Annotated in this window: 13 protein-coding genes and 1 tRNA gene; 10 read left to right on the plus strand and 4 right to left on the minus strand. The window is 68.9% G+C overall.

The genetic code is table 11. The features are described 5' to 3' along the window. Positions 1 to 344: 344 nt before the first annotated feature. The 8 genes from purS to purM all read left to right on the plus strand — a co-directional run bounded on the left by purS (position 345) and on the right by purM (position 8,512). The gene (gene purS / locus ACIQTP_RS33860) at positions 345 to 608 is read left to right on the plus strand and encodes a phosphoribosylformylglycinamidine synthase subunit PurS (RefSeq protein ID WP_005482678.1); all 264 of its coding nucleotides are present in this window, start codon (positions 345 to 347) and stop codon (positions 606 to 608) included. Next, complete coding sequence (purQ, locus tag ACIQTP_RS33865; RefSeq protein WP_403407210.1) at positions 605 to 1,309, plus strand: phosphoribosylformylglycinamidine synthase subunit PurQ; 705 nt, start codon at positions 605 to 607, stop codon at positions 1,307 to 1,309. The genes purS and purQ overlap by 4 nt, the downstream gene beginning before the upstream one ends. After that, positions 1,306 to 3,564, plus strand: a complete 2,259-nt coding sequence (purL, locus tag ACIQTP_RS33870; protein WP_403407212.1) for a phosphoribosylformylglycinamidine synthase subunit PurL — start codon at positions 1,306 to 1,308, stop codon at positions 3,562 to 3,564. Before purQ ends, purL begins: the two co-directional genes overlap by 4 nt. A 193-nt stretch (positions 3,565 to 3,757) precedes the next feature. Continuing rightward, on the plus strand, positions 3,758 to 4,021 hold the full coding sequence (locus ACIQTP_RS33875; protein ID WP_403407214.1) for a hypothetical protein: 264 nt from the start codon (positions 3,758 to 3,760) through the stop codon (positions 4,019 to 4,021). A gap of 95 nt (positions 4,022 to 4,116) precedes the next feature. Further along, on the plus strand, positions 4,117 to 4,911 hold the full coding sequence (locus tag ACIQTP_RS33880) for a sterol carrier family protein (RefSeq protein ID WP_403407216.1): 795 nt from the start codon (positions 4,117 to 4,119) through the stop codon (positions 4,909 to 4,911). A gap of 82 nt (positions 4,912 to 4,993) precedes the next feature. Continuing rightward, a complete protein-coding gene (locus ACIQTP_RS33885; protein WP_403407218.1) occupies positions 4,994 to 5,785 on the plus strand; it encodes an META domain-containing protein in 792 nt (263 codons plus the stop codon). A gap of 61 nt (positions 5,786 to 5,846) precedes the next feature. Next, positions 5,847 to 7,373, plus strand: a complete 1,527-nt coding sequence (gene purF / locus ACIQTP_RS33890; protein WP_075031373.1) for an amidophosphoribosyltransferase — start codon at positions 5,847 to 5,849, stop codon at positions 7,371 to 7,373. A 44-nt stretch (positions 7,374 to 7,417) separates the two neighbouring features. Then, on the plus strand, positions 7,418 to 8,512 hold the full coding sequence (gene purM / locus ACIQTP_RS33895) for a phosphoribosylformylglycinamidine cyclo-ligase (RefSeq protein WP_403407220.1): 1,095 nt from the start codon (positions 7,418 to 7,420) through the stop codon (positions 8,510 to 8,512). A gap of 144 nt (positions 8,513 to 8,656) precedes the next feature. Here purM and ACIQTP_RS33900 read toward each other — a convergent pair whose 3' ends face one another. Further along, entirely contained in the window at positions 8,657 to 8,911 is a 255-nt protein-coding gene (locus ACIQTP_RS33900; protein WP_328450774.1) for a DUF3073 domain-containing protein, read from the minus strand. Between the two features lie 321 nt (positions 8,912 to 9,232). Further along, positions 9,233 to 10,321: a Leu/Phe/Val dehydrogenase gene (locus ACIQTP_RS33905; protein ID WP_403407222.1), complete on the minus strand. Its 1,089-nt coding sequence runs from the start codon at positions 10,319 to 10,321 to the stop codon at positions 9,233 to 9,235. Between the two features lie 245 nt (positions 10,322 to 10,566). Between ACIQTP_RS33905 and ACIQTP_RS33910 the strand changes: the two genes are divergently transcribed. Beyond that, positions 10,567 to 11,415, plus strand: coding sequence for a hypothetical protein (locus tag ACIQTP_RS33910; RefSeq protein ID WP_402051363.1), 849 nt, complete (start codon positions 10,567 to 10,569; stop codon positions 11,413 to 11,415). A 705-nt stretch (positions 11,416 to 12,120) separates the two neighbouring features. After that, positions 12,121 to 12,327 carry a developmental transcriptional regulator BldC gene (gene bldC, locus ACIQTP_RS33915; protein ID WP_003949541.1) on the plus strand — a complete coding sequence of 69 codons (207 nt, stop codon included), beginning with the start codon at positions 12,121 to 12,123 and terminating at the stop codon, positions 12,325 to 12,327. Positions 12,328 to 12,776: 449 nt separating this feature from the next. Here bldC and ACIQTP_RS33920 read toward each other — a convergent pair whose 3' ends face one another. Beyond that, complete coding sequence (locus ACIQTP_RS33920; protein WP_402051360.1) at positions 12,777 to 12,965, minus strand: DUF6274 family protein; 189 nt, start codon at positions 12,963 to 12,965, stop codon at positions 12,777 to 12,779. A 389-nt stretch (positions 12,966 to 13,354) separates the two neighbouring features. Then, positions 13,355 to 13,429, minus strand: a tRNA-Asp gene (locus tag ACIQTP_RS33925). Between the last annotated feature and the right edge of the window lie 70 nt (positions 13,430 to 13,499).

Below are 13,499 nucleotides of genomic sequence, written 5' to 3' on the forward strand. Positions count from 1 at the left end.
TGCGGCACCTCTGCGATCGCACCCCATGACGTGCGTGGACGTCACGGAGTTGTCGGGGAGATGTCGACTGTCCGGCTGTTATTGGGCAAAGTATCGGCTATTGCCAATTCATTTGTACAGTGCCGGGCATTGCATTGTGAAGCCCGACTAAAACCTTCCGCGTGTCCGAAGGTAATGGGCCCCTGCCGCTCTTCTGCGATTTTTCCCAGGATTTTCCGTCCAGGTCCCCGCGTCGATGCGGGATCGTGATCGGGCTCACGTAGGATTCTACGAATCTACGCGAGTAGAAATTTTGTGCGGGTAGTCTGAAGCGACCTGCTCAGCACCACACACCGGGAGTGCCAGTGGCACGCGTCGTAGTCGACGTCATGCTCAAGCCGGAGATCCTCGACCCCCAGGGCCAGGCGGTGCAGCGTGCACTGCCGCGCCTCGGTTTCGAAGGTGTCTCCGACGTACGTCAGGGAAAGCGATTCGAACTGGAAGTGGACGGACCGGTGGACGACGCCGCGCTCGCCCGCATCCATGAACTGGCGGAATCCTTCCTCGCCAACACCGTGATCGAGGACTTCACCGTCAAGGTCGAGGAAGTCGCGGAGGCAGGAAAGTGACCGCTCGTATTGGAGTCGTCACCTTTCCCGGCAGCCTCGACGACCGGGACACGCAGCGTGCGATCAAGCTCGCCGGTGCCGAACCCGTCGCGCTCTGGCACAAGGACAAGGACCTCAAGCAGGTCGACGCCGTGGTGCTGCCCGGCGGTTTCTCGTACGGCGACTATCTCCGGGCCGGTGCCATCTCGCGCTTCTCGCCGGTGATGGAGACCGTGATCGAGCAGGCGAAGTCCGGAATGCCCGTCCTCGGCATCTGCAACGGCTTCCAGGTCCTCACCGAGGCGCACCTCCTCCCCGGCGCGATGCTCGGCAACAACCACCTCCACTTCATCTGCCGCGACCAGAAGCTGCGGGTGGAGAACGCGGAGACGTCCTGGACGGCCGACTACGAGTCCGGCCAGGAGATCCACATCCCGCTGAAGAACATGGACGGGCGGTACGTCGCCGACGAGCGCACCCTGGACATGCTGGAGGCGGAGGGCCGGGTCGCCTTCCGTTACGTGGCCCGCGGCGCAGCCGCTGATGGATACGGCAATCCCAACGGCAGCCTTCGGGACATCGCCGGGATCACGAACGAGGCCGGCAACATCGTCGGCCTGATGCCGCACCCCGAGCACGCGGTCGACCCCCTCGTCGGCACCGGCCGCACCGACGGCCTCCCCTTCTTCACCTCGATCCTCAAGAAGCTGGTCACCGCATGAGCCGCACGCCTCTGGACACGGTCGAGAACGCGGCCGCGACCCCCGACGTCGAGCTGCCCTGGGCCGAACTGGGCCTGAAGAAGGACGAGTACGAGCGGGTCGTCGAGATCCTCGGCCGCCGCCCGACCGGCGCCGAGCTCGCCATGTACTCCGTCATGTGGTCCGAGCACTGCTCGTACAAGTCCTCGAAGGTGCACCTGCGCCAGTTCGGCGAGAAGGCCCCGCAGTCCGACGCCCTCCTCGTCGGCATCGGCGAGAACGCCGGTGTCGTCGACGTCGGCCAGGGCTACGCCGTCACCTTCAAGGTCGAGTCGCACAACCACCCGTCGTACGTCGAGCCCTACCAGGGCGCGGCCACCGGCGTCGGCGGCATCGTGCGCGACATCATCGCGATGGGCGCCCGCCCGGTCGCCGTCGTCGACCCGCTGCGCTTCGGCGCCGCCGACCACCCCGACACCAAGCGCGTCCTGCCGGGCGTCGTCGCGGGCATCGGCGGCTACGGCAACTGCCTGGGTCTGCCCAACATCGGCGGCGAGGTCGTCTTCGACGCCTGCTACCAGGGCAACCCCCTCGTCAACGCCGGTGCCATCGGCGTCATGAAGCACGAGGACATCCACCTCGCGAAGGCGTCCGGCGCCGGCAACAAGGTCATCCTCTACGGGGCCCGCACGGGCGGCGACGGCATCGGCGGCGCCTCCATCCTGGCGAGTGAGACCTTCGACGACGCCAAGCCGTCGAAGCGCCCCGCCGTCCAGGTCGGCGACCCCTTCCAGGAGAAGCTGCTCATCGAGTGCACGCTCGAGGCCTTCGCCGAGAAGCTGGTCGTCGGCATCCAGGACCTCGGTGCGGCCGGTCTGTCGTGTGCCACCTCCGAGCTGGCCTCCAACGGCTCCGGCGGCATGCGCGTGACGCTGGACGACGTACCCCTGCGCGACTCCACGCTCTCGCCCGAGGAAATCCTCATGAGCGAGTCGCAGGAACGCATGTGCGCGGTCGTCGAGCCGGAGAAGGTCGACCGGTTCCTGGAGATCTGCGACAAGTGGGACGTGATCGCCACCGTCATCGGTGAGGTCACCGACGGCGACCGCCTGGAGATCTACTGGCACGGCGGCAAGATCGTCGACGTCGACCCGCGTACGGTCGCGCACGACGGCCCGGTCTACGAGCGCCCCTACGCCCGCCCCGAGTGGCAGGACGCCCTCCAGGCCGACGACGCGAACAAGCTGCCGCGCCCGGCGACGAGCGGGGAGCTCAAGGACCAGGTCCTCAAGCTCGTGAGCTCGCCGAACCAGGCCTCCAAGTCCTGGATCACCTCCCAGTACGACCACTTCGTGCAGGGCAACACGGTGCTGGCGCAGCCCGAGGACTCGGGCATGATCCGCATCGACGAGGAGACCGGACTCGGCGTCGCCATCGCCACGGACGGCAACGGCCGCTACGCCAAGCTCGACCCGTACACGGGTGCGCAGCTCGCGCTCGCCGAGGCCTACCGCAATGTCGCGACGACCGGCGCCAAGCCGCTCGCCGTCTCCGACTGCCTGAACTTCGGCTCGCCCGAGGACCCGGCCGTCATGTGGCAGTTCGCCGAGGCCATCCGCGGTCTCGCCGACGCCTGCCAGCAGCTGGGCACCCCGGTGACCGGCGGCAACGTCTCGCTCTACAACCAGACGGGCGAGGTCGCCATCCACCCGACCCCGGTCGTGGCCGTGCTGGGCGTCATCGACGACGTCGCCCGCCGCACGCCGGTCGCCTTCCAGGAAGAGGGCCAGCTCCTCTACCTGCTCGGTGACACCCACGAGGAGTTCGGCGGTTCGGCCTGGTCGCAGGTCGTCCACGACCACCTCGGAGGTCTCCCCCCGAAGGTCGACCTGGAGCGTGAGCGGCTGCTCGGCGAGATCCTCATCTCCGCCTCCCGCGACGGCATGATCGACTCGGCGCACGACCTGTCCGACGGCGGTCTGATCCAGGCCGTGGTCGAGTCGGCGCTGCTCGGCGGCAAGGGCGCGCGGCTGGTCGTGCCCGACGGTCTGGACGCGTTCACCTTCCTGTTCTCGGAGTCGGCGGGCCGCGCGGTCGTCGCCGTCCCGCGCTCGGAGGAGCTCCGCTTCAACGACATGTGCGGTGCGCGGGGTCTTCCCGTCACCCGGATCGGTGTCGTGGACTCGGACGCGGTCGAGGTCCAGGGCGAGTTCGCGCTCCCGCTGGACGAGCTCCGCACGGCCCACGAGGGCACGATCCCGGCGCTGCTCGCGTAAGCGGTCGTACGACGCCGACGGCCCCGCCCGTTTCGACGGCCCCGTGCGTTTCGACGGCCCCGCCCGTTCGACGGGCGGGGCCGTCGTCATGCCGGGACGGGCTCGGTCTCCCGGGGCCGGGTCGCGCTGCCCTTCGTGTCACCGGCCTTGGGCAGCCTCAGCGCGAGGAGCGCGGGGCCGGCAGCTCCTTGAGATGGTCGAGGCGCGTGACCCCGCGGTCGGTCTGAACGGCGACCCGATCGCCCGGCAGCTACGCGAACTCGTCATGCGGACCCCGGTCCTGATGGAGCGCGCCTTCCTCGCCGCCCAGAAGGGCACGCGCGACCTGGCCGCACTCCTCGCCGAGGAGACCGGCGACACCATGGCCGCCACGGTCGCCGCCGACGCCCCCGGGCGCGCCGAGCGGGCCTTCGCACTGGTGGAACACGGACTCGGGGACTACGCGCGCAAAGCGTGACGCTCCCGTACGGACATCAAGCCTGTACGGACATCAAGCCTGTCCGGACATCAAATTCTCCACGTCCCCGGCCGGACAGGCCCTAGGCTCGCCACATGCCGCCGGCCAGGAAACGCACCCGTACCTACGACTCCGCCAAGATCCGCGCGGCGGTGCTCGCGCAGTTCGGGAACGTGCGGCAGGGCGTCCGCACTCTGACCGAGGAGCAGTTGGCGCGGCCCACGCACCTCGGGGACTGGAGCGTGCGGGAGCTGGCCGCGCACCTCACCATGGCCGTCGAGACCGTCAGCCGGAACCTCGACCGGCCCGAGCCCGCGGCGAAGGAACTCGCGCTGCTCGACTGGCCGTTCGCGACGTCGGCACGCGCCGGGGACATCGCCGACGGCACCCGCGAACTCGCCCGCGACAACCCCGGCCTCGACGCGCTCTACGCCCGCGCCGAACAGCGGATCACCGAGCGCCTGGCCACGGTCCCCGACGACCGGCTGCTCGCGGCTCGCATCGGCGCGATGACCCTCGCCGACTACCTCGTCACCCGCACCGTCGAACTCGTCGTGCACACCGACGACCTGAACCGCGCCGCCGGCGCCGACATCCCCCTCGACCGCCAGGCCCTCGCCGCCTGCACCCGGCTGCTCGCCGACGCGCTCGCGGTGAAGGCACCCGGCGCGTCGACGGAGGTGCGGATCCCGCCGTACGCCGTCGTGCAGTGCGTGGAGGGCCCCCGGCACACCCGTGGCACACCGCCGAACGTCGTGGAGACCGACCCGCTGACCTGGATCCGGCTGGCGACGGGACGTACGGAGTGGACGACCGCGCTGGACGAGGCGAAGGTCAGCGCGAGCGGCGAGCGGGCCGACCTCGGCGGGCTGCTGCCCCTGATGGGCTGAGCCCACCCGCCGAGCACCCGCTGACCCCACCCGCACCGCCTCGGAGGGGAACCGGCCACCCCACCCCTCCCGTCACACCGTCATGGACAAGCAGCGACTGACCCTCAGCGTCCTGACCCTGCTTCCGCTCGCCGTGGCCTGCGGCACCGAGACGGGGGGCGGCGGTTCCGTGGGGACCGGATCGTCGCCGGTCACCGGCGTCCACTGGAGTGTCGACACCCTCACCACGCATGGCCGGACCCGGCAGGCGCCGGACAGCGCGTATCTGCGGATCGGCGAAGACGGTCGCGTCAGCGGCAACCTCGGCTGCAACACTTTCGGCTCGACCGTCACCCTCAAGGGTGACCGTGTCGACTTCGGGACGATCGAGGCCACCGACATGGGCTGCCAGAAGGACCCCATGAGCTTCGAGCAGAGCCTCAGCCGCGCCTACGTCGACCACACGTTCACCAGCGAGGTCAAGGGCGACAAGCTGACGCTCACCACCGACGGCGGCGACCGCGTCGATCTCACCAAGGAGCCGGACGCGCCCCTGTACGGCACGAAATGGACGGTCACCTCCCTCGGGGACGGTGACGTGGCCCAGTCCCTCCCCCAGGGGGCCGACGCCCACTTCACCCTCGACAAGGCGAACGGCACCCTTTCCGGCCGCCTCGGCTGCAATCAGGTCACCGCCAAGGCCACCGTCCGCGACGGACTTATCACCCTCGGCACCGCCAAGACCACCCGGATGATGTGCGACGGCTCACTCATGGGTACCGAGAGGACCCTGCTGGGCTTCTTCGACAGCACCGTCGCATACGAGTTGAACCACCGAGCCATCGCGCTGACCAGCACAAACGGAAAGACCATACAAGCCGTCGCCGACGAGTGATCCGTCAAAGGTCCGTATCCCCAATTCGGACCAGTGGTCGATCTCGCCTACACTCGGTGGCGTGCCACGTGGTGACGGTCGACTCAATCATGATCTGCTCCCCGGCGAGAAAGGCCCCCAGGACGCTTGCGGCGTCTTCGGAGTCTGGGCCCCCGGTGAAGAGGTCGCCAAGCTCACTTACTTCGGGCTCTATGCCCTCCAGCATCGGGGCCAGGAATCCGCGGGTATCGCGGTAAGCAACGGCTCCCAGATCCTCGTCTTCAAGGACATGGGCCTCGTGTCCCAGGTCTTCGACGAGACCTCGCTCGGTTCGCTCCAGGGTCACATCGCGGTCGGTCACGCCCGCTACTCGACCACCGGCGCCTCCGTGTGGGAGAACGCCCAGCCGACGTTCCGTGCCACCGCGCACGGCTCCATCGCGCTCGGCCACAACGGCAACCTCGTCAATACGGCGCAGCTCGCCGAGATGGTCGCCGACCTCCCCAAGCAGGACGGCCGCACCACCCGCGTGGCCGCCACCAACGACACCGACCTGCTCACCGCGCTCCTCGCGGCCCAGGTCGACGACGACGGCAAGCCGCTGACCGTCGAAGAGGCCTCCGCGAAGGTCCTCCCGCAGGTCAAGGGCGCCTTCAGCCTCGTCTTCATGAACGAGCACACCCTGTACGCGGCCCGCGACCCGCAGGGCATCCGCCCGCTGGTCCTCGGCCGCCTGGAGCGCGGCTGGGTCGTCGCCTCCGAGTCCGCCGCCCTCGACATCTGCGGCGCGGCCTACGTCCGTGAGATCGAGCCGGGCGAGTTCGTCGCCATCGACGAGAACGGCCTGCGTACGTCCCGATTCGCGGAAGCGAAGCCCAAGGGCTGTGTCTTCGAGTACGTGTACCTGGCCCGCCCGGACACGGACATCGCCGGCCGGAACGTGTACCTCTCGCGTGTCGAGATGGGCCGCAAGCTCGCCAAGGAAGCCCCTGTCGAGGCCGATCTGGTGATAGCGACCCCGGAGTCCGGGACGCCCGCCGCGATCGGATACGCGGAGGCCAGCGGCATCCCGTTCGGCGCCGGCCTGGTCAAGAACGCGTACGTCGGCCGGACCTTCATCCAGCCTTCGCAGACCATCCGCCAGCTGGGCATCCGTCTGAAGCTGAACCCCTTGAAGGAAGTCATCAAGGGCAAGCGCCTGGTCGTCGTCGACGACTCGATCGTGCGCGGCAACACCCAGCGGGCCCTGGTGCGCATGCTCCGCGAGGCAGGTGCGGCGGAAGTCCACATCCGGATCTCCTCTCCCCCCGTGAAGTGGCCCTGCTTCTTCGGCATCGACTTCGCGACCCGCGCCGAGCTGATCGCCAACGGCATGACCATCGAGGAGATCGGCACCTCGCTCGGCGCCGACTCCCTCTCGTACATCTCCATCGACGGCATGATCGAGGCGACCACCATCGCCAAGCCGAACCTGTGCCGCGCCTGCTTCGACGGCGAGTACCCGATGGAGCTCCCGGACCCGGAACTGCTGGGCAAGCAGCTTCTGGAGACCGAGCTGGCCGCGGGCCCCGCCGCCACGGCCGCGGCCGACGCGATCCGTCGCCCGTAAGCGCCGCAGAGCCCCCGTATCACCAACCCGAAAGATCCCAGGCAATGTCTGCTGAATCTGTTCAGCGTGCTCCGCACGCGGGCACTGGTGCCAGCTACGCAAGCGCAGGCGTCGACATCGAAGCGGGCGACCGCGCCGTAGAGCTGATGAAGGAGTGGGTGAAGAAGACGCAGCGCCCCGAGGTCCTCGGCGGCCTCGGCGGCTTCGCCGGCCTCTTCGACGCCTCCGCCCTCAAGCGCTACGAGCGCCCGCTGCTCGCCTCCGCCACGGACGGCGTGGGCACCAAGGTCGACCTCGCCCGGCAGCTCGGCGTGTACGACACCATCGGCCACGACCTGGTCGCGATGGTCATGGACGACATCGTGGTGTGCGGCGCCGAGCCGCTCTTCATGACCGACTACATCTGCGTGGGCAAGGTCCACCCGGAGCGCGTGGCCGCCATCGTGAAGGGCATCGCCGAGGGCTGTGTGCTCGCGGGCTGCGCCCTGGTGGGCGGCGAGACGGCCGAACACCCGGGCCTGCTCGGTCCGGACGACTTCGACGTCGCGGGCGCCGGTACGGGCGTGGTGGAGGCCGACCGGCTGCTCGGCCCGGATCGTATCCGTACGGGTGACGCGGTGATCGCCATGGCGGCCTCCGGTCTTCACTCGAACGGGTACTCGCTCGTCCGGCACGTCCTCTTCGACCGGGCGAACCTCAGCCTGGACCAGCACGTCGAGGAGTTCGGCCGCTCGCTCGGCGAGGAGCTTCTGGAGCCCACCAAGATCTACTCGCTGGACTGCCTGGCGCTGACGAGGACCACCGACGTGCACGCCTTCAGCCACATCACCGGCGGCGGGCTCGCGGCCAACCTGGCCCGGGTGATCCCGGACGGGCTGCACGCGATCGTGGACCGCGAGACCTGGACCCCGGCCCCGGTCTTCGACCTCGTCGGCAAGACCGGCGATGTCGAGCGTCTGGAGCTGGAGAAGACGCTGAACATGGGCGTGGGCATGATCGCGATCGTCCCCGAGGAATCGGCGGACGTGGCGGTGGCCACCCTCGCGGACCGCGGCGTGGACGCCTGGATCGCCGGTGAGATCACCGAGCGTGGCGAGCACGCGACGGGCGCGGCCCTGATCGGCGACTACGCGAACTGAGGCCCGCGGGGCAGCACGAAACCCGGTCCGGCGTTGAGGCCCCGGACCGGGTGAAGTGCGGTTGCTACGAGAAATCCGCCAACAGAGATCTACTCACCGCTACTGCTACGAGAGATCGCGGAAACCGCGAGGGACGCTGGTGCGTCAAGCGCCGCGACGTTGAGACTGTGGACCGGACTGGTCGTCCTCATCCTCATCGTCGTCGTTGTAGAGATCCGCGTACTGGGCGTACGGGTCGTCTTCCTCGTCGTCGTCCTCGAACGGCTCGCCATTCGGCGGCTGATTCGAAGTCGAAGCGCCCAGCTCATTGGCCAGACGCGAGAGGTCAGTCCCGCCGCTGCTGTACTTCAGCTGGCGGGCGACCTTCGTCTGCTTGGCCTTTGCCCGGCCGCGCCCCATGGCTCGACCCCCTCGGATACGGGGCTCGGTGGCCCCAGAGTCTTGACACGCGTTCATGATCTGGAACGGGCTCTCCATGGAGAGACCGGTCCGTAGGGCTTCCACGGTACCTGAGCCCGCGCCCATACGGTACGTCGCCCGCAGGACGCGCCTAGGCCCAGAACCTGCGAGGTGCCCTGTCCCCGCTGGTCAACCGCGATTTTAACCTCTTCTTGGCGGACGACCCGCCGACGGGAGTGAGAGTTCTCTCGAAGTGTCCCCTCGGCGGGTCCCTGACAAGCATCGAGACGCGCGCGGAATGCGACGGAATGGAAGGTTCCGTTATCCGCGGCGGCGCGCCTCCGCCATCCGCTGCTCGGCGATCCGGTCGGCCGCGGCAGCCGGCGGAATCCCGTCTTCCTTCGCACGTGCGAATATGGCCAGCGTGGTGTCGAAGATCTTCGTGGCCTTCGCCTTGCACCGGTCGAAGTCGAAGCCGTGCAGCTCGTCGGCGACCTGGATGACACCGCCCGCGTTCACCACGTAGTCCGGCGCGTAGAGGATCCCGCGATCCGCGAGGTCCTTCTCGACACCCGGGTGCGCGAGCTGGTTGTTGGCGGCGCCGCACACGATCCGCGCGGTGAGCACCGGCACGGACGCGTCGTTCAGCGCCCCGCCCAGCGCGCAGGGGGCGTAGATGTCCAGGCCCTCGGTGCGGATCAGCGCCTCGGTGTCCGTGGCGGCCGTGACACCCGTCGGGTGCTTGTCCAGGATCTGCCGTACGGACTCGTCGCGTACGTCCGTGATCACGACCTCGGCGCCGTCCTCGCGCAGATGGTCCACCAGGTGGCGGCCCACCTTGCCGACGCCCGCGATGCCGACCTTGCGGCCGCGCAGCGTCGGGTCTCCCCACAGGTGCTGGGCACTGGCCCGCATGCCCTGGAAGACCCCGTAGGCGGTCAGGACCGAGGAGTCGCCGGCGCCGCCGTTCTCGGGCGAGCGGCCCGTCGTCCAGCGGGACTCGCGCGCCACGACGTCCATGTCGGCGACATACGTACCGACGTCGCACGCGGTGACGTAGCGCCCGCCGAGCGAGGCCACGAACCGGCCGTAGGCGAGGAGCAGGGCCTCGCTCTTGATCTGCTCGGGGTCCCCGATGATCACGGCCTTGCCGCCGCCGTGGTCGAGACCGGCCATGGCGTTCTTGTACGACATCCCGCGCGAGAGGTTCAGCGCGTCGGCGACGGCCTCCTCCTCGCTCGCGTACGGGTAGAAACGCGTACCGCCCAGGGCGGGGCCCAGAGCGGTGGAGTGGATGGCGATGACGGCCTTGAGGCCGCTGGCCCGGTCCTGGCAGAGCACGACTTGCTCATGACCCCCCTGGTCCGAATGGAACAGGGTGTGCAGGACGCCGTCGGTTACGTCGGTCACTGTGGTGACTCCCAGGTAAGTAGCGGCGGTTGTGGACGGTGCCCGTGCGGATGGCGGGCTTCCGTGGGCATGAGATTAGAGCCTGTGCCCGGTCACCATCCGCGCAGTGTTCAGGATCACCTCCTCCCGGAGTACGTTTCCGCACGGTCGTGGGACGATTTGGAGTGATTTCCCGGTCGCCCGCGCGCCGCTCGCCCGGGATCCCGCCCGGGTTTCGTGTCCGGTCCGTTGGGGAGGGAGCAGGGGTGCCCAAGGTGTCCTCGGTGATCGTCCCGTACGCGTCCTATCTGCGCGTGTACGAACCGCTGGCCGCCTTCCCGGAGCCTGAGCGAACCCACTGGGCGCGTTACGCACGGCGCGCCGAGCGCCCGTCGTACCAGGACGAGTTGCGCCGCTCCCTGGCCGACCTGCTGCCCACCCCGCCGATCCCCGTGCCGGTGCACGAGAGCGCGGACGCGTTCGTGCTGAGCGTCGACGGAGTGCTCTGCGTCTGTCCCTGGCGCACCCGGCTGCGCGGCTGGCAGGCGCTGGAGGACCTGGCCGACGAACTGCCCGCGTCCGTCCTGGACGCGGTCCTGCCGCCGCTGGTACGCCGCCAGGCGGGCCTTGACTACGAGCGCTGGCTGGCCCGCAACCCCGACGCCCGCCCGTGGATCCGCACCTCTACCTGGCAGGTGCCGCTGAACTGGTTCGTGCTCGTCACCGACGAGGAGCGGCGGTACGAGAAGGGGGCGGGCGGCGACGGAGCGCCGCCGATGCTGCGCTACCGGACGCCGATGGTGCAGGCGCGGCGGCGGACGGCACGCGCCCTGAAGACCCTGCGGGACACCCTGGACGAGGGGCCCCTCATCGACGGCCTGGTGGACGTGGGGCGCTGGCTGGAGGAGTTCCATCCGCGCTCGCTGGTCGAGCTGGACTACGGCGGGCTCGTGCACGCCCTGCCGGCCGGGCACCTCGAGGACGACCACTCGGCGGCCGACGTCGCCGAGGGCATCGAGGCGCTGCGTCACGGGGACGGGGCGGCGGCGGGCGAGGCGTACGGGCGGCTCGTGGAGCGCTGGCGCTCGGTCCGGGACCGGCGCTCGGCGAACTGAGGGGCGGCCAGGGTCTTTGGGCCCATGGGGCGTGCGAGTCCTGTGTGTCGCGTGGGTTCTGTGTGCCCTTTGGGGCCTGTGTGCCCTGTGAGCTGTCTGAGTGCCTCGGGGCGTCTGAGTGCCTCGGGCCGACTGGGGCGGGTTTGCCGCTCGAGAAGTGTGATGTGCTTCTCACTGGTGTTCGTCCGAACTGACGTATGGTCCTCGCACGCTGAAGAACCCTCACTGCGGGAGAAGAACCCGCAGGGCGGGACCTAGGTCCCGATCCGGTCTTTTGTGTCGACGGTGTGCCAAGCGTGACGGATGGCACTTACCTGGCTCTTGCATCGCTTGCCCCTCCTCGTGCCAAAATAGGACAAGGAGCCCGGGGGAGGGCTCCATCCGTCCATGTTTGGGCGGGAATCTCGGCATTGCGCGCTATGGGGGGTCTGATGACTCCTGATCGCCCTGTGACTGATCGTCACAGTGGCGTGACTGTCCGCTATGGCATGGTCCATCGGCTTCCGTCGCTGATGAACACCTGGGAGGGCAATTCCATCGGTTTGGCCGACGCGGCTGGACGGATGGTGTAGTTGTAGTGCCGAGGACAAGCCGTTCGTCCTATAACCGACTCGACTCGCGTCCGCCATTTCGGGCAACGCGGGTCAAGGTGCAGAATTTAGAGGAAAGAACCGAGAAGGTTCGGTTCTCCCGAGGAGGCCGCTCATGACCGCTCGCACCCCTGATGCCGAGCCGCTGCTGACCCCGGCTGAGGTCGCCACGATGTTCCGCGTCGACCCCAAGACGGTCACGCGGTGGGCGAAGGCCGGCAAGCTCACATCCATCCGCACGCTCGGCGGGCACCGCCGCTATCGCGAGGCTGAGGTCCGCGCACTACTCGCGGGTATCCCGCAGCAGCGCAGCGAGGCCTGAACAACTGCATAACCGGGCAATTCGGTAGGTCCCCCAACCTGTCAGGACGCCCGAACCACAGCTCCAAGCGACGCGGGTCCTGCCCCAACAGGGCTCACGCCCGACCCAGTTACACATGCGACAAGGGTGCGTCGTCGATCGCGCTGGACTCCGCCGGGTCCAGCGCGATTTTTTTGTGCCCTGCTCAGGTGCCGGAGGAGCACGGGTGTGCGCCGTGCGGTGGGCCTGTGAGCGGCCTTGTCGGAGTCTGGGGAGGGGTGTCGGATGTCCTGTGGGGGCCGTCGGAGAGTAGTGCAATTGCACATATTAAATTGACCAGTTGTAGGTGGGGTGTAAGTTCCGCCCTTCTGAAAACTTATGCGGTGACACCCGTCACATGCCAGAGTCCTTGTTGCCCGTGGCGCGTCTGCGCTAAGGGAGTTGGGCGGTTGTGCCCTCCCGCGCGAGGGTCACGCCTTCGCTGGCGTTTCGTCCTCGGCCGCCGTCTCGTCCTCCTCGCCATGCGCGGAGGGCTCCATGGCCAGTCGCAGGAGTTGGTGACAGATCGGGCAGTGCCGCGTCAGATGGCGGTACCCGGAGGCGGCCGACAGATGGGCGCGGAGCAGCGCGCGCGTCTCGTGCCGAGCGGACGCCGCCATGGACCACCTCCAGGAGGTCGAGTGCCCTGGATTCCGGGGTACCCGCCGAATGTGACGGCGTCAAGGTGCGGGGGGCTCCGCCGGCTGGGCGGAGCCCGCGTCCGACGTTCGGTGGGAGGGCCCCGGGGAGCGGCCGCGTGGGGGTGGGGGCGCGTGAGCCGCGTGAAGGGGCGTACGGGCGCCCGGACTCTGCGAATGTGCGCCAGGGGCTCGGACGCGCGCTGCCGGGGTTCGGCGCGCGCGGGCGGTCTGCGCGGGTGGTCTGAGAGTCCGGATGTGCGGGCGGTCTGTGAGTCCGGAGGCGCGAGTGATCCGTGAGTTCGTGTGGCTGTGCGGAGTGCGTACGCGCGAGAGCCCGGGTCCGAAGACCCGGGCTCTCGTATCTACTGCGGTCCTGACGGGATTTGAACCCGCGGCCTCCACCTTGACAGGGTGGCGAGCACTCCAAACTGCTCCACAGGACCAGGTTTCGCAGCCACTTTCTTGCGCTGTGCTGCGAGAAGAGACTGTACAGGAGGGTGAGCCCGGGGTCGA

The organism is Streptomyces sp. NPDC090798, from assembly GCF_044768965.1.
GTDB lineage: Bacteria > Actinomycetota > Actinomycetes > Streptomycetales > Streptomycetaceae > Streptomyces.